The sequence below is a fragment of the Acinetobacter sp. TGL-Y2 genome, assembly GCF_001612555.1.
GTDB lineage: Bacteria > Pseudomonadota > Gammaproteobacteria > Pseudomonadales > Moraxellaceae > Acinetobacter.
In genome coordinates this window covers 713,500-729,424 of record NZ_CP015110.1, presented here as the reverse complement: position 1 = coordinate 729,424, position 15,925 = coordinate 713,500, and the positions used below count along the sequence as shown (strand labels likewise).

The window sequence follows — 15,925 nt, the reverse complement described above, 5'->3', positions numbered from 1 at the left end:
AGATTACTTACCTTATGGATTAACCTGAACCGTAGTTTCAGTTTTAAAGTTTAAATCATTCAAATCCAGATTTTGGTTTTGAGTTGAAGCTTGCGCACCCTTTTGTGGAAATAAGCGTTGTTCAAGCTGTGGCAGCATCAATTCCATGTTTTTACCCATGACCCACTGCGGCTCAGATGGCTGAAAACCTTGCGCCTGTTCCCAAGTGGCAATGGTGCTCGCAGCTTCATCAAACGCGGTTTTTAAACTGCTCTTTTCACGCATCGCTTGATCGAAGAAGGCCCGCCCAAAATAGGTATAATCGGATTCACTTGAGCAACCAAAAGAATCTCGATCTGCAGCAGAGGCAGTAATAATTAAAGTATCAGGCGATTGCAAAGCAGGAATAAAGCTTCCTGAATAACACGCTGAAATCACGATCACCTTCCAGCGAATACCAGATTTATCTAAAGTTTGTCTTAACCACTTCGGATCGACATCATCCAAGTCTATGGGAGCATTTTCCATTTCGAATTGATTGGATAAACCGTGTGAGGTCATATATAGAAATAACACATCACTTTCACGGTTCATCTGCGAACCAATTCGCTGTAATGCCAAGTCCATACTGGTTTTCGATGCCAATGGTACTTCAGTACGCGTGGCCGGATTATTAATCAGCGCAATTGATCTGCCATAGGTTCCAAAACGCGTATCGAACTGTTCACGAATACGTTCGATTTCGAGTTTGAATACATCTTGGTAACTTGCGCCTGCCACACCCATAAAATACCAATGCGTGTCTGCAAACTCACCGAATTTAATCTGTTGTAAGGACTGATTCAATAAACGATTTTGAGTATAAAATGCTTGCTCTGAAAGAGAAGGTGGAATTTCTTCGACTTTCCAAATCGGCTGATCCGACACTGAAGTTTGCCAAACCACTAAAGTGAACAACGTTACGAGCATAATCAGTGCGCGTTCCCACCATGGCCACTTCAATTCACGTGCAAATACCCAAACGACAGCTAAGCTTTGCCATACAAACAGAACCATAAAAACGATTGGTAAGTAGTCATAAGTAAAATGAGGTAAAAAGTCTAAAGTGCCAAGATACTGAATAAAGCTTTGTAAAAGCGCGATATGGGTATCAAGCACCAACCACAGCAGTGCTGGAACCAGCATTAAACGTGGGTTATTGGTTCGCTGGGATAAAAATATGCCAACCACGAGCGCAATAAAAGGCCACAGTGCATAGCTTACTAAGCCTTGTTTGTTGAACTCCCCTGCATCGCCTGCCACTAGCCAACTAAACAAACTGTTGGCACAGCCTCCCAAAATACCCCAAAAAATCAATTGCAGAATCGATGGGCGTACAATTTGCAGAGCTTTACGTGAACCCAAAAACAACCATATACCTGCACGTTGGTTACTTTTTAAATCATGCCAAAAGTTAATTGAGGGTTTCAGATCTATCATAAGGGTTCATTTTTGCAGGTGCCTGTATCAGCTTTTCTAGTGTATGCTCGGTTAAAATTTTATCAATACTACTTTTAACTATATAACAGTTTTTTGACTATTATTGAAGCATTTACCAAATTACTCAGAAATAGGATGCTGAAAATAGGCATCAAATCTGCACGCATCACCATGCCACTGATGATTAGTTTTCTGGTCTGCCAAAAACACAGCCAATCGCGGTCGTTTGACCACCACGCGTTTTGCCATTTTTCGTGCCAGTTCCAGCAAATGATCACCCAAATCCATGTCACCATCTTTGGGCAATAACACATGTAAAAGCTGCATTTGTTTTTTTACTTGTGCTTGTTTCTTCACGGCATTTTGGTTTTGATCGCGCTGCGGAAACATCGGATCTAAATAAACCACATCGACTATCTTTTTTTGCGCAATTTGCCTTTTTAAGTAGTCTGCTGAATCCGAAAAAACCAGATGAATACGCGCCACGATTGGCTTTAGAAACGGATCATTTTCTGCTTGTGCTTTGCTCGACTCCAATAACGTAAATAAAATCGGATGACGCTCAACCAAAGTCACTTCCGCACCCAAATGCGCCATCAGCAAACTGTCATGTCCGAGTCCTGCTGTTGCATCAATGAGTTTAGGTTTTTCACCCAAATTGCATGCGCGTGCAATCATTTCGGACTTTAAGCTGGCACGTTTTAAACGTCCGACTTCTGCCTTCCAGTCGGGCTGCATTTTCATACCATTGGCAGACAACCATAGTCCTTCTATATCCACACAGAGTGCCAAATCTGGATTTAATCGGAAAAAACGTGCATTAAGCTTTTCCACCAACTCAATCTTTACCGCTACCCCACGAGAAGAAAGCACAGCAAAATACTGCTGTGCTTTCTCTTGAAAGTCGTGTTCTACAAATAAGCGTAACTCGCTTACCATAACTTCCAACCTGTATATGCAAACAATAAAATGATTAAACCCGATACAATGCGATACCACGCAAAAATCATAAAATCACGCTTCGCGACATAGGCCACCAAGACACGGATTAAAATCAGCGCAGATACAAAAGAAACAATCAGACCTGTTGCGATAACAGTCCAATCCTCTTTCGTTTGAAACACATCATAACTTTGGTAAAGATCAAGTAAGCCTGCACCGACAATAACAGGAATACCCAAAAAGAAAGAAAACTCAGTCGCCGCTTTACGAGAAACACCCAAAAACATGGCACCGATAATCGTTGCACCTGAACGAGACGTTCCTGGAATTAAAGACAAGACTTGAATGAGACCAATCCAAATCATATCCTTATAACTCATGTTTTCGACTTCTTCAGCTTTGATCGCAGGTGGATTTTTTTCAATCCAAATAATAATCACACCACCAACAATTAAACCAATCGCAATCGCAATATCATTAAACAATAGTGCCTTAACGGTTTGCCCTAGCGTTAGACCAATCAGTACAATTGGAATAGACGCCAGAATCAAACCAAAACCGAGTCTGCGTCCTTTTTCCTCACCTGTGAACATACCGGTAGCAGCGCCCCAAAGACGAGCCCAATATTCATAAATCACCGCTGCAATTGCACCCATTTGAATGGCAATCACAAACACATCACTTTTTTCCTTGCTCCAAAAGTTCATGAGTTCTGCTGCCAGAATCAAATGACCGGTACTGGAAATGGGTAAAAATTCAGTGATACCTTCAACAATACCCATAATTGCCGCTTTAAGCAGCAGTAAAAGATCCATATAAATCCCTAGTTATGATTTGCCTTGTTCTGGAATTTTTTTCCACGCGTTGTCACGTAAATACACAGGCAATGCATATTCTGCACTCACCCATTTTTCGTCTAAAGCTTGAATACGGGCAATAGTCGCAATATCTTCAGCTGATGCTGTAATTTTTAAATGCTCTACTGCATGTGCATCAACTAAAGCTGCACCAGAACCAATCAAAGTAAATTTTTGATAGCTTTGTGCATCGCTATAGCTAAGTAGCTGTTCTTCATCGACAGCTTGCATAATCTTTTGATCATCAAGTTGGTAACTTGCGATATACACTTCACTCATACGTGCATCAAGGACCGCAGTCACACGTTCTAATTTTAATTCGCGATACGCCGCTTGTGCCAGTGCTTGTAAAGTCGACACGGGAATCACAGGCAAGTCATTTGACCACGCCAAGGCTTGCGTCACCGCAGCATTGATCCGCACACCACTAAATGAACCCGGTCCACGACTAAACGCAATCGCGCTTAAGTCTGAAATTGCGCTTTTGGTTTGTTTAAAACCTTGCTCAATCATCGGTAAAATGGTCTGAGTCTGGGCTTTTGCACGGTCATCACGCTGAAAATAAAGTGTCTGATGTTCATCTATTAACGAAACTGAGCACTGCTCATTGGCAGTTTCTAATGCAAGCAATTTCATGCACGACCCTATCTACGTTAAAAATGACGCCTATCATACTCCACTCATTTTATTCACGCGAGAGGTTCTCTGTGATGTTTTGCTGTTATTTATGCGCACCCTTCATATCATGCTTTAAACTCAAATATTTGCACATTGTATTGACACAACTCAGCGCTTAAAACTCGAACTTTTCCAGCTGAACGAAATTTTTATAATGCTCGGCATAATGCATCGCACTGAGTTTTAATTTGGCTTCAGCAAACTCATCTAAGGTTTTGACAACTTTACCGGGTGATCCCATCACCAGAGAGTTATCTGGAATAATTTTACCTTCAGGAATCAGAGCATTTGCACCAATAATGCAGTTTTTACCAATCACGGCGTTATTGAGCACCACCGCATTAATGCCAATGAGGGAATTATCGCCAATCGTACATCCGTGTAACATCGCTTGATGACCAATGGTGACGTAGCTGCCAATATTCATTTCAATGCCGTGATCCGTATGCAACACCGCATTTTCTTGGACATTGCTAAAATCCCCCAAACGAATTTTACAATTGTCCGCACGCACAACTGCCCCAAACCAAACACTGACTTGACGCCCAAGCTCAACTTGCCCAATGACGGTTGCTGTGTCTGCAACCCATCCATCCCAAGGTTCATGGGTCGCTTGAGGTGCTTGTCCCTGAAATTTGTACATCATGATCATATTCCTTTATATGCTTTTATATTGACAGGCTATTGATTCACCGATTTTCTATTGGGTTGGTCAATTATCTTTTTTGAACATCCTCATATGACAAGTATGGTCATAATGTCTATACCCATGTTTTCACATTGATCATGTACAGATTAATGATGTTTAAAAATAGCCGATTTAAAACTCGGTGAATTTAATAAAAACGGCCAATTCTTTTTATAATTGAGTCCATATTGAAATAGCGAAATAATGATACGAGCGGTTAAGCCCCACACCACTTCATTTTCAATTCTTAAACTTGGAAAATAGATCGATTGCTTTGCCAGTCTGACTTCGTAAGGTGTCGGTGGTGCTTTCATCATATCGCGTATGGAGGCAAAGAAAATACGATCAATTTCAGTGGGCTGTGCAATCAAATTCACTTGTGGTGGAATCAGCCCGACCACAGGCTTGACCAAAATACCTGTTTTAGATCGCTCCATGGGTAAATCCCCTAACAACGTCACATCAAATGGATTGAGTGCGGTTTCTTCCCATGCTTCACGAAGTGCCACCACAATATTACTGGTGTCATTTGGGTCGCGTTTACCACCTGGGAAAGACACTTCACCCGCATGGTTATTCATATAGATCGAACGGCGGGTCAGTAAAATTTTGGGGTCATCTTCATTGGTAATCGCAATTAACACAGCAGCATGTGCATGTTGAATCCGCTTTGAGAAGCGTAAATGCTGTTGAAGAAGCTGTGTTAAAGGTGGTTCCATCATCGTTACACACTCAATTTGAGATTTTTTATTGTCATTCCATCATATATGAAATTTTGTGCATAAGGCTATAAATGATGCGAAAGTCATCGTTTTACGTTATGCTGAATCATCTCATATTTTCAATGATGCTTATGCCTTTCTGTACGGCCTGCGGACAACCGACAACAGACCAAATTCCTTTAGGTGACGAAAGAGTTCGCCAAGTGTGTACTCAATGCAGAACGATTCATTATGTGAATCCGAAAGTGATTTGTGGCGCACTCGCCATTTGGGAAAATAAAGTTTTATTGTGCCGCCGTGCCATTGAACCTCGTTATGGACTTTGGACCTTGCCCGCTGGCTACATGGAACTTTTTGAAACCATGGAGCAAGGTGCTGCACGTGAAACCCGTGAAGAAGCCGAGGCTGAAGTCGAGATTGAACAGTTGTACTGTATGTATAATATTCCTCGAATTGGTCAAATCTATGTGCTGTTCAAATCTATACTTGTAGATGGGAAATTCGGCGCGGGTGATGAAACTATTGAAAGTCGTTTATTTGAAGAACATGAAATTCCATGGAATGAACTGGCCTTTCCAAGCGTAGAACGTACTTTAAGACATTATTTTGAAGACCGTAATAGCAATGAATTCCCAACCCATCTTGAAACCTTAGGCACGCGTTTAGATCACACGGGTTAAATTGAACCAATACAATTATTTACATCAAAACTTATCATTTGATATATTCAAATCTACATAAAAAAATCCATCACTATCGATGGATTTTTTCTTAAGGTAAGTACTGTTTTTTTATGCATTAAGTCTTGGTTTTAATGCTGTAGCATGTAGGCAAACTGATATTAATTTTACCTTGCTGACGTTTAGCCAGCTCACTCTGCGGTGTGACTTTATTGGCGGTGTCATAAATAGACTGCGCCACAGCATGCATATTCAGCCATTCAGCATCTTTTGAGGCTGCACCATCCCAACCCGTGATGTTAATCCCTGAAGCTGTAGTATTGCTGCTGATTAAGTTCTGCAGGTTTAATCGAACACCGCCAGAAGATAAGTTTGACACATTGCCTTGATTGTCTTGGGGTAAATACATAAAGCTTTCATTTAAGCCAATTAAGGCGCCATCCAATGGACCAAAAATAGAATTGGCTAAAATCATACGCAAAGTAATCGACTTATCATTGCTACTTTGGTTTGCTGCCCCTGTAGTCCCTATTCGATACTGCTGAACACCATTGCTGTCTTGCATATTGGCATTGACTGTTAAACATTGATCTGATGCCAAAGATGTTGCTGAGCGGTTGGTGCGAATATCGCCAAACTCATCAATCACAATTCCCACTTTTTGCACTGGCATCGCTGGATCTTGGAAACTAAACTCTAAGGTTGCATACAGCGGGAATATATAATTTTCACCATTATTTACAGTATTAATGGTTTTAAATACCGCCCGATCGAGATAAGTTGCAGGATTCGACTGATACACATCGATTGAGCCTGTAAAATTTTCATTATCTATGCTTTGACGCCACTGGCCATAAACATTATTGGCAGGTGCTGTGCTACTTCCTGTAACCTGTTTATACATATACTCAGTGCCCACAATTGCTTTTTGGCTGAGTATCGTGCCTTGATATATATCCAGTTGATCACTTGCCGTAGAGGTCGTTTTAAAAGATAACGGTGTTGAAATGCTATTGCTTAAAGGACTAATCCAGTTTTTTACACCGTCATTGGCGTTAAGCTTAATTGGAGGGACTTGAGTCAGTAAATTAATTCGTCCAATACTACTAATCACTTGGCTGCCTGTGGTTAAAGGTTTGCCTTTCCATTGTACCGTGTAGCCTGTGGTATAACCTTGTCGAGTGGTCAACACATACATGTTGGCGATCGATTCTTGATTTTGGCTTTTACCATGGAAACCACCGACATCTACGTTTAAAGCAGACACCGCCAAGAAATTTGCACTATAAATATTGACGTTTTTCAGCAGAACCATTTGCTCTGCAACATTCTCTGCCACACTTTCACTGACTGTACCTAGATTTAGCCAGGGTGCGATGCTACTTACATAACGACCATCTATAAATTCGCTGGCAGTCACGTTTGCAGAGAGTTTCTCTAGGTCATTCTTAAGTTTGGCTGTCAGTTCAATCGGTTGAACATCACCCAATACATGACCATTTTGTGAAAGTCCAACAGCTTGAAAGATGCGTGTGATTCCGACCATGGTTTTGAAAGTTGGATCTGTAAGATCCATCGCTACTGCATCTTTACCGGTCATGCCTTTTGCAATATCCAATAAACTGATTTGCACAGGCTGGCTTGCCACTTTTAGCGGACTGATTTGTTTTAAATCCACTGTTCCGAGTTCAATTTTACGACTTGAATCCTGTCCTTGTATATAAAAGCTGACCTTATCACCTACTGCACAACCACCTGTCGCAATATTGCCTTCGAGTTGGGTAATAAAATGATTTTTAGTGTCGCTACTGCAATCAAAATTTAAACCTTCAACAGGATAAGTGACGACAAAACCCAAACAACTATCACTGCTTGCATCACAGCCGTTGGTTGAGGTTTTAACTCCAGTATTTGGGTCTTCATGAATCGTAGCACTTTCACCGCCACAACCCGACATGGCCAACATGAAACTGGATAAAGCGAATGGAAGAAATATTTTATTATTCATTTTTAAACCCTTTTGGTTATCTTGTTCAATTATCTTAAAACGTTGAGTTTGATTTGACCTATATTGGACAGCTTCAGATTGTTTACATCTACAGATTCAGCCAAAGGGGTCATAAATAGAAAATGCGCTTGATTCGGTTTCTTAAGTACACCCACCAAAGATGCAAACTGCCGATGATTGGCATCCACATCTTCATTTTTAAAACCCGTGACCCCTTCGATGACACAGCCTTGCTGATCTAGAAACACGACCAAGGGCCAGTAATAACTTGGATTTTTTTGTGATGATGCATATGAGCTTAGCTGAATGTTTTCGACCTTCTGATCTAATTTGACCACTTCATAGGCAAAATTTTCTTTGATGGGTGCGACAGGCCAAAAACCCATTTCATCTTTGTCCACACTTAAAAACTTAGCTTTTTCAATTTTCTTACCTGTGAAACAGGATTGTTGTAGATTCTCAACCACCTGTTCCTTCGGTAATCTAAAATAAGTTGATGACAGTACGATTGGCCCATGAACGGCTTTATCGTTCTTTAAGAACTTCGAAAATACCGATTTGCTAATTCCTTTTTCGCGTTCCACAGTTTCAAACTGACGTCCACCTGCAACGCCTGCTTCAGACATAATATAAAAGCGTTTCTTACCTTCAAGGTTAAATTCTTTATCTTCTAAATATTCATTGTCCACATATTGCACACCATCAATTTCTGTAAATTTTGAGTCATCATTTTTAGGCTTTTGACTCGGGTTTACATCTACTGGTTTTGCTATAGAAACAGATTCAGGTGCTGAAACTAAGCCCGCACTTTTCAAAGCCTGCTTAGCCTCGCTACTTGAGGTTTCAGTATTGCTCTTGGCATTTTTTGGCTGAACATGGATAGCTTGAGATTGATTCACCCAAGGCACTTGACCAGCTTCATCATTTTTTTCGATTTTTTTTAGCTTTTGATTATCCTTTACAGGATTTAGTAATGCTCGATCTTTACTGATGTGTTGAGTCGTTGGTGGTTTAGCGAGACGCTGTTTTTGCTCAAGCACTTGTTCTACTTTAGATTGATCCTTTTGATTCTGTAGGTTTAACTGCGTCGAATCAGCCGCGTTTGGAGTAACTTTAGTGTTGTTTTCAGGAAAATGTGCGCCTTCAAATTGAGTAGTGTGATCCATAGCTCTATGGTCAGATGACCTGCTCTCAACCTTTTGTGGTTGTACAGGGGCTTTCACTTTTTCTCGTTTAGGTTTAACGCTCGTAGCGTTTTGCTGAATAATCATCGGACGACCATCAGGGCCAATAATGGTATAGAAGTCAGCTGCGAAACTTAAACTCGACCAACCACAGCACAGCAAAAGTACGGCTTGTGCTGACTTTGCTTTTTGCATATTCAGTATCCTTACCATCTCGTTCTATAGTTAATACCAAGAATAGTCACTTTGGTATTGGTCGATACATTTAAACCGGCATATGGGTTCAGTAGAAGATTATCTACTGTATCCTTGTTTGCCAAACTACTGCTTCCTGCAGGAATATTGTCACGGCTTCTTAAAAATGCGACGGACAGATCAATATCACTATCTTCATCGAAACGATAACCCAGACCTAAGCCAAATAGCTGTGCATTGTTAATCGGCACCATCGTATTGCGCTTATTGTCTGGAATAGCACTGGTCCGTGGTTCATAACCCACACGTAGTTTTAAACGCTCATTGGCAGAGTATTCAAATCCAATTCCCCAGCTCCACGGCGACTGAAAGCCTAAAGGTAAAGACAAGGTGGTATCGGACACATCATTGGACAAAAGCTTGGCAATTTTCAGCGCGCTGATCTGACGGTCAAATTCAAACTTAAACTTATCCCACGCAGCGAAATCCGTCCAACCGACATCAAAATTCACTTGTAAATCTGGCAAGACTTTATATTTAATCCCTGCCTGAAAATGCGCTGGATATTCCAAATCCATCGCAAGTAACCCAGACTCTATCGGTGGAATGTAGCTTGGAAAACCTAAAATAGCCGCCAAAATCTGACCTGTAGGTGACTCATTAAGACCCTTAATTAGTTCTCGTGGACCATTGGCGTTTTGAATGACGTACTTGCCTTTTAAGCGCATTTTCGCCGCACTTTGATAAACAATACCAAAGCCGAAGTCTTCTGTTGGCTCCCACATCAGACCCAAGTTATAACTTGGACTTAAACTCTGCTCCAGCGCTACATCCATTTTACCAAAGGTACTAAACGGATTCATGCCTTCATCGGCACGGCAAATACCGAATAAAATAATATCGGTAATAATATTGGAGTTTTCACGAAATGGACCACAGACAGATTCATCCACCATACGAAGCACGCCAATTAACTCATTGGGAAAGCGTAAATCCGTTTTCATGGCAATGGCCTGATAGGACATCCCAATCGATGCACCGATTGAGAGTTCGTCATTCACTTGATAAGCAATCGATGGTGACAAATAGGTAATCCGCTCAATGGCAACCTGCTGACCCATATAGTTACCAGGATTACCGTCTTCAGCACCGAAGCCCGCGACCATAGGTGCATAAGCTGCTGTTGCAAAAGTCAGTTTTGAACCAGGTGGGTTATACGAAATTCCTGCAGTTGGTGCTGCAACGGGCCATCCTTCACCTAAATCAACCACTTTTTTGAGAATGGGAATATAAAGACTGGCATACTCTACATCACCACTAACTGTACCTTTGTAGTCAGTACATAGGCTAGATGGATTATCTGGTGCGTCATTACACACGATAGGGTCATCAGAATAACCAAACACATCGTAACCTTCGGGTGCAGAAAATTCGCGTTGCACATCAAAGTTGGCAATTAAACCCTGTACGTCAGTTTGCAAGCCTTTTAGCTTGGTCAATGCAGCAGGGTTAAAGTGAATCGCACTAATCCCAGGTGGATCTGCAGTGACTGCATTCCCCATGGTCAGTGAACGAACATCGACAGATAGATTTTGCCCCAGTTGAGCAAAAACGGACGTACTGCACCCAGTTAAGACAATTGCCAGAACCAAGGGTTTTAATCGATGGTAAGCCATACCCTCTCTCCCTTAGCTCGGTTTTTTCTTACCGAAACCTAAAATATCAAGCGGAAATGACAAACCAAGCGATACATCTGGCGCATCCTCAGTCAAACCAATCCCTAATGTTCCATTCACAATCGTTTCAGGATTTACACGGACACCCAAAGCAATGGCGAAAGTCGCACTTGTTTGATCTGCTGCTTTATATTTCTCACCTGTTTGATAGGTAAAAGACGTATTGGTATTAAAAGACTGCTGATAGGACATGGTGAGCGATACGTCATAGTTAAATGAATAGGCAAACCCAAAAGAGAAACCACCTGTAATGCCAGGCTCAAATGTATCTAAAATGCGTGTTTTACCATCAAGACCTTCACCTTCTGTATTACCGCCCCCGCGCAGTTGATTTAACCCTGTTTCCTTAAAACCATAATTTGCAGAGACGGAAGCAAAAAGCACAACAGGATCAATATATTTCCGAGTACTTGCACCCACACCTACTGAGTAATAGCCCTTACCTGTAGATAAATCTGTTTCAGGATTAATCTCATAAGGACTGTCGCCTGTTTTGGTTGAGACACTTCCGAATAATATTAAAGGCAGGCGGCCAGCTTTAAGTGGAAAGGGTTCCCAACGTGCGCCTAAATTAATATCACCAAGACCAGCGGTGGTGGTGTCTTTTAAGTTGTCTGACTTGGCCACCAGTGGAACAGATGCACTAAGTGTCAGATTGTCCAGAACACCATATTGCGCCGTGAATGTATTGGTGATGGTATGATTGGCATCTTCATCGACACGCAGTTGATACAATGAACCTTCATCCAGCGATGCATTAATTTGTGAATCTCGGTAGTATGAATAATCTAAGTCATAAAATGCTGAAATCTCACCCTGCTTAATCAGTGAATATTGACGCTCACTTGAGGTAAATACCTCTTGTAAGTTCGTCTCTTGCGTTGCATCACCTTCCTTTTGCTGCAACGCATTTGCCGCTTGACCTTCGGCTTGCGGCACTAGCGAAGCAGTTTCATCCTTATTAAAGCTAGGGGCAGGTTGAATATCAGTTTGATCTACCACTACTGCTGACTCAACTGCAGATTTTGTTTCGACAGTATCGGTTTCTTGATCAAGATTGTCTAAAGTAGGATTTGCGACAGCAGTACTTTGGACCTCTTCGATCAGATCAGCTTCCCCTTCAAGCTCAGCTTCAGCTGCATAGCTTGTACCCATCACCATTTGAATGCTTAATGCGAGTAAGGTTCGTTTCATCCATTGATTTTTCATATTCTTCCTACCAACTTTTTGTGTAATTTTTTATAAATTATTACTTACGTTTATAATAGAGTCGCATAAAGGTTGTAATTGGCTGATTGTACGTAGGGGAGTTAGGGTCTCGGTCAATCACCTTTCTCATGGTCGAAGCTTTGTCTGCAATTCGGTTCATATAATCCGCTGAAAACTGCGCTTCAACTAAAGCATAACGATTGATTGTGGCGTCATCCACATGTCTGAGATCTGTTTCTTGAAGTGCCAATAAATTTTTTTGTTGGTCTTTTGGAACATTAATGAGGAATAAAGTATTGTTTTCCCAGATTTCTTTAAACCGCTCTTGTTCAAAACTGATATTGCCCAAGGCTGGATCTGCTACATAGACCCGCCCATCTTTAAATGCTTTATACACCACAAAATGCTTAAAGCCCGCATAATGAATGGGTACAATTGCAGGTTGTTGTTGTTTGATCAGGTCTTCAAATTCGCCTTTATATCCGCCACTTTCATAGCCCAAAGCTGTAACAAAACGTTTCATGTCTAATAATGAGAAGCTACGGCGCTCAACAATGCGCTCATATTCACCAAAACGAAGTAAGCCTTCCATGGTTTGTTGTTCTGTTAGATTGAGCCCCACATGACCATTGAGAACTGTGGTAAGTGCTGCTGAACCACAACTATAGTCATAAGCTTGCCTCACAATGCCTCGAAACTGATTCTCTAAGGCGGGTTTAATTAGCACAGCCTCACGATGATTTCGAGTAAACGACTTATCTCTAGGATCAACAATTTCAGAATAATAAACCGCTTCTGCTGGCTTTTCTTTAATATCAAGTGAGCGACTGGCAAAGTAATACATGATTGCCGAGCCTAAAGTAATTTCTATCATAATGTTAACTATTCTAGTTTCGGCAGTCATTGCCTATGGTTATTTTTGGTATTCAGAGTAAAAACTCTAATTTGTTCTTATCCTTAAGATACCGTTTTTAATATAAAAATACAGTAATTTTTTAGAAATATTTGAGAAAAAAAAACGCGTGATGTACACGCGTTTTTTTTAAATGAATTAGTGTCCGCTAATTGTGATCGTAGAAGTTCCCATATTTAAACCTTTGATTTCAACATCACCAATAGAAGCAGCTGCTGCTGAACCTAAGTGTACACCACCTATATATGCACTGATGTTCTGAGCAACTGGTTTGATGTATAAGCCATTAGGATTCACACCAATTTTGGCATTCGCACTTAGATTTGAACTTCCTGTATCAACCACTTGAATGCTATCCAATACAATTGAACCGCCACCAGCATTATCTTTAATACCCAGATTAGATAATTTCAAACCACCAACAATTTCAGAGTCTAGAACAATCATAGCGCCTTGTGGGGTTGCACCCAATTGAACATTCGCCGTGATAGAGCCTAGGGATAGATCTAGGCCTGTTAGAATCTCATTCACAGTGCCCGTGGTACCACGTACAACAGAATCAGCAGTCTTAACACCTGATGCACCTACACCAATCGAACCCACGGAAATATCCATACCCGAAACACTTGCTGCAACGTTAAGAAAAGCACCACCCGTCCCTGTACTACCCGCATCCGTGTCAATCGCTAGATCAAGCAGATTACCCGTTCCTGTTTGAGTAATTGAAACACCGGGAGCAGCACCGTCTACACCTGTACCAATAACGATTGCACCAGCAGTACCTGTACCACCTAAAGCAGTATCCGCTAAACCATCGTTATCATGAATCAACAATTGACCAACGGTAATGGCACCACCTTCAAGGTTAATACCAATATTAAGACCATCTTGACCTGTTGTTGAACTGAGTGATGCATCATCCATAGCCTGCATTGCCATAGCGTTAGCGCTAAGGATGATTGATGAAGCTAAAGCAAGTTTGGTAAATAATTTCATGTTAACTCTCCAAGAGCATTTTTTTTCATTTTTAACCACTCTCCGTGTTTCGGTTGTTTTTTGTTTTTTTACAACTGAAACGTCAATCCTTGAGCAGTCCGATTTGCCTTATTAAATTAACCTTATGTTATCGTATGATCAATATCTGTTTGGAAATTTAGACTTATTCCCGATAAGTGGTATTAGTGTGAACTGGTTTAATATTTATGATACATATTCCCGAGAAAGAGCGTAACAAATCGCAAGCATTAACCCCTTATTTTTTCAAAAAAAATTTAAATTTATTGAGCATTTCTATTGGTAAAATTTTAGAAAAATTACAGACAATATTTGGCTGTGTTTATCTTGAAAATCACCATCAACCCGTTATTGGCATTTTGCCTTTACATTACTGTGTGCAATTTAAAGATAAATTTAGCTGCTACTCTCGTCATGTCGGCTTAAAATATTTACAAAATGAAACGATCAAAAATTTTGAAGAATTTGTGCAGTTTTCACCAGCACAAACGCCTTTGAAGCCTCGAGAGTTTAACGGCGGTTATATCGGTTTCTTTGATTATAATTTTGCAGCAAGCAGACATATTAGTTCGAACTTAAAAGCCCAACCCAATGCATTTATGGGCAATTACCAAAGCTTTTTAACATGCGAAAATGGTGAATGGCATTTCGTTAGCACCGAAAAACAGGCTGAACAAATTTTTGAGCAAGTCCTACAAGCGTTAAACCAAATAACTAAAGCAGACTTTGAGCTACTCACACCTTGTATAGCCCATTGGAAAAAATCTGAGTATCAAACTGCATTCGATAAAGTACAAGCATATATTCGTGCTGGAGATTGTTATCAGATCAATTTAACCCAAGCGTTTAGCGCAAAGGCAGCAGGTCAATTGGTTCATACAGCTGATGCTTTTTGGACGCTGACCAATGCGCCTTATTCGGGATATCTAAAGGTGGGCGACTTTGAAATATTAAGCTGCTCCCCTGAATTGTTTATTGACTTTGAAGCTCACGGTAAAATCACCACCAAACCGATTAAAGGGACGATGCCACGCTATGCAGATCCTATAAAAGACGAAGTCTCAAAGCAGACCTTGATCAACTCGCAAAAAGATCAAGCGGAAAATGTAATGATTGTAGATTTACTGCGTAATGACCTGAGCGTCTTTGCTGAAAAAGGTTCAGTACATACCCCAAAACTGTTTGAGATTGAGTCGTTTAATCAGGTGCACCATATGGTCAGTGAAGTCACGGCAACGCTACAAACTGGGGTTAATCCTTTGGATGTATTGCTCAATGCCTTACCAGGTGGATCAATCACAGGTGCACCAAAAATTCGTGCAATGCAAATCATTGAAGAATTAGAACCTACACAGCGCGGTGTCTACTGCGGCTCTATGGGTTATTTTAATTTTGATGGCACTGGTTCGTGGAATATTTTAATTCGAACCCTTCAAAAACAAGCAGATGATATTTCAATTTGGGCAGGCGGTGGCATTACGATTGCATCAGATTGTGACGCAGAATATCAAGAATGTTTTGATAAAGTTGAAGCGATGCTGGATTTGTTAAATACTTGGTATAAGCCAAAATAAAAGAATAATTGAAAAATCATTTTCAAACATTACCCCCCCTAACCCTCCTTTACTCAAGGAGGGAACT

Annotated in this window: 14 protein-coding genes; 2 read left to right on the top strand and 12 right to left on the bottom strand. The window is 40.9% G+C overall.

Annotated elements, in window-relative coordinates; all coding sequences use genetic code 11:
- Positions 1 to 12: 12 nt before the first annotated feature.
- The 6 genes from AMD27_RS03415 to AMD27_RS03390 form a co-directional block, all read right to left on the bottom strand.
- A complete protein-coding gene (locus AMD27_RS03415) occupies positions 13 to 1,458 on the bottom strand; it encodes a C13 family peptidase (protein ID WP_067656340.1) in 1,446 nt (481 codons plus the stop codon).
- A gap of 120 nt (positions 1,459 to 1,578) precedes the next feature.
- The gene (locus AMD27_RS03410) at positions 1,579 to 2,397 is read right to left on the bottom strand and encodes a class I SAM-dependent methyltransferase (RefSeq protein ID WP_067656338.1); all 819 of its coding nucleotides are present in this window, start codon (positions 2,395 to 2,397) and stop codon (positions 1,579 to 1,581) included.
- Complete coding sequence (locus tag AMD27_RS03405; protein ID WP_067656337.1) at positions 2,391 to 3,215, bottom strand: undecaprenyl-diphosphate phosphatase; 825 nt, start codon at positions 3,213 to 3,215, stop codon at positions 2,391 to 2,393. Before AMD27_RS03405 ends, AMD27_RS03410 begins: the two co-directional genes overlap by 7 nt.
- Before the next feature lie 12 nt (positions 3,216 to 3,227).
- Positions 3,228 to 3,893, bottom strand: coding sequence for a tRNA (adenosine(37)-N6)-threonylcarbamoyltransferase complex dimerization subunit type 1 TsaB (tsaB, locus tag AMD27_RS03400; RefSeq protein ID WP_067656335.1), 666 nt, complete (start codon positions 3,891 to 3,893; stop codon positions 3,228 to 3,230).
- A gap of 157 nt (positions 3,894 to 4,050) precedes the next feature.
- The gene (locus AMD27_RS03395; protein WP_171254819.1) at positions 4,051 to 4,578 is read right to left on the bottom strand and encodes a gamma carbonic anhydrase family protein; all 528 of its coding nucleotides are present in this window, start codon (positions 4,576 to 4,578) and stop codon (positions 4,051 to 4,053) included.
- A gap of 152 nt (positions 4,579 to 4,730) precedes the next feature.
- The gene (locus tag AMD27_RS03390; protein WP_067656333.1) at positions 4,731 to 5,345 is read right to left on the bottom strand and encodes a CoA pyrophosphatase; all 615 of its coding nucleotides are present in this window, start codon (positions 5,343 to 5,345) and stop codon (positions 4,731 to 4,733) included.
- A gap of 131 nt (positions 5,346 to 5,476) precedes the next feature.
- On the opposite strand from AMD27_RS03390, the gene AMD27_RS03385 reads away from it, so the two are divergent.
- The gene (locus tag AMD27_RS03385; protein ID WP_067656331.1) at positions 5,477 to 6,025 is read left to right on the top strand and encodes an NUDIX hydrolase; all 549 of its coding nucleotides are present in this window, start codon (positions 5,477 to 5,479) and stop codon (positions 6,023 to 6,025) included.
- A 118-nt stretch (positions 6,026 to 6,143) separates the two neighbouring features.
- Here the strand turns inward: AMD27_RS03385 and AMD27_RS03380 are convergent, their stop codons facing one another.
- The 6 genes from AMD27_RS03380 to AMD27_RS03355 all read right to left on the bottom strand — a co-directional run bounded on the left by AMD27_RS03380 (position 6,144) and on the right by AMD27_RS03355 (position 14,266).
- Positions 6,144 to 8,033 carry a hypothetical protein gene (locus tag AMD27_RS03380; RefSeq protein WP_067656329.1) on the bottom strand — a complete coding sequence of 630 codons (1,890 nt, stop codon included), beginning with the start codon at positions 8,031 to 8,033 and terminating at the stop codon, positions 6,144 to 6,146.
- Between the two features lie 29 nt (positions 8,034 to 8,062).
- Positions 8,063 to 9,412: a putative pilus assembly protein FilE gene (gene filE / locus AMD27_RS03375; RefSeq protein WP_067656326.1), complete on the bottom strand. Its 1,350-nt coding sequence runs from the start codon at positions 9,410 to 9,412 to the stop codon at positions 8,063 to 8,065.
- Positions 9,413 to 9,423: 11 nt separating this feature from the next.
- Entirely contained in the window at positions 9,424 to 11,088 is a 1,665-nt protein-coding gene (locus AMD27_RS03370) for an OmpP1/FadL family transporter (RefSeq protein WP_067656325.1), read from the bottom strand.
- Positions 11,089 to 11,100: 12 nt separating this feature from the next.
- Positions 11,101 to 12,357, bottom strand: a complete 1,257-nt coding sequence (locus AMD27_RS03365) for a hypothetical protein (protein WP_067656322.1) — start codon at positions 12,355 to 12,357, stop codon at positions 11,101 to 11,103.
- Between the two features lie 40 nt (positions 12,358 to 12,397).
- Positions 12,398 to 13,231 carry a C39 family peptidase gene (locus AMD27_RS03360; protein WP_067656317.1) on the bottom strand — a complete coding sequence of 278 codons (834 nt, stop codon included), beginning with the start codon at positions 13,229 to 13,231 and terminating at the stop codon, positions 12,398 to 12,400.
- Positions 13,232 to 13,408: 177 nt separating this feature from the next.
- The gene (locus AMD27_RS03355) at positions 13,409 to 14,266 is read right to left on the bottom strand and encodes a DUF6160 family protein (protein WP_067656313.1); all 858 of its coding nucleotides are present in this window, start codon (positions 14,264 to 14,266) and stop codon (positions 13,409 to 13,411) included.
- Between the two features lie 206 nt (positions 14,267 to 14,472).
- Here AMD27_RS03355 and AMD27_RS03350 point away from each other — a divergent pair, with 206 nt between their 5' ends.
- Complete coding sequence (locus tag AMD27_RS03350) at positions 14,473 to 15,858, top strand: anthranilate synthase component I family protein (RefSeq protein WP_067656310.1); 1,386 nt, start codon at positions 14,473 to 14,475, stop codon at positions 15,856 to 15,858.
- Positions 15,859 to 15,925 lie beyond the last annotated feature (67 nt).

Excerpts from the sequence above, each read along its gene's own strand:
- AMD27_RS03365 (WP_067656322.1), bottom strand. The coding sequence starts at position 12,357 with ATGAAAAATCAATGGATGAAACGAACCTTACTCGCATTAAGCATTCAA.
- AMD27_RS03385 (WP_067656331.1), top strand. The coding sequence starts at position 5,477 with ATGCCTTTCTGTACGGCCTGCGGACAACCGACAACAGACCAAATTCCT.
- AMD27_RS03405 (WP_067656337.1), bottom strand. The coding sequence starts at position 3,215 with ATGGATCTTTTACTGCTGCTTAAAGCGGCAATTATGGGTATTGTTGAA.
- AMD27_RS03350 (WP_067656310.1), top strand. The coding sequence starts at position 14,473 with ATGATACATATTCCCGAGAAAGAGCGTAACAAATCGCAAGCATTAACC.
- AMD27_RS03360 (WP_067656317.1), bottom strand. The coding sequence starts at position 13,231 with ATGATAGAAATTACTTTAGGCTCGGCAATCATGTATTACTTTGCCAGT.
- tsaB (WP_067656335.1), bottom strand. The coding sequence starts at position 3,893 with ATGAAATTGCTTGCATTAGAAACTGCCAATGAGCAGTGCTCAGTTTCG.
- AMD27_RS03415 (WP_067656340.1), bottom strand. The coding sequence starts at position 1,458 with ATGATAGATCTGAAACCCTCAATTAACTTTTGGCATGATTTAAAAAGT.
- AMD27_RS03380 (WP_067656329.1), bottom strand. The coding sequence starts at position 8,033 with ATGAATAATAAAATATTTCTTCCATTCGCTTTATCCAGTTTCATGTTG.
- AMD27_RS03395 (WP_171254819.1), bottom strand. The coding sequence starts at position 4,578 with ATGTACAAATTTCAGGGACAAGCACCTCAAGCGACCCATGAACCTTGG.
- AMD27_RS03355 (WP_067656313.1), bottom strand. The coding sequence starts at position 14,266 with ATGAAATTATTTACCAAACTTGCTTTAGCTTCATCAATCATCCTTAGC.
- filE (WP_067656326.1), bottom strand. The coding sequence starts at position 9,412 with ATGCAAAAAGCAAAGTCAGCACAAGCCGTACTTTTGCTGTGCTGTGGT.
- AMD27_RS03410 (WP_067656338.1), bottom strand. The coding sequence starts at position 2,397 with ATGGTAAGCGAGTTACGCTTATTTGTAGAACACGACTTTCAAGAGAAA.
- AMD27_RS03390 (WP_067656333.1), bottom strand. The coding sequence starts at position 5,345 with ATGATGGAACCACCTTTAACACAGCTTCTTCAACAGCATTTACGCTTC.
- AMD27_RS03370 (WP_067656325.1), bottom strand. The coding sequence starts at position 11,088 with ATGGCTTACCATCGATTAAAACCCTTGGTTCTGGCAATTGTCTTAACT.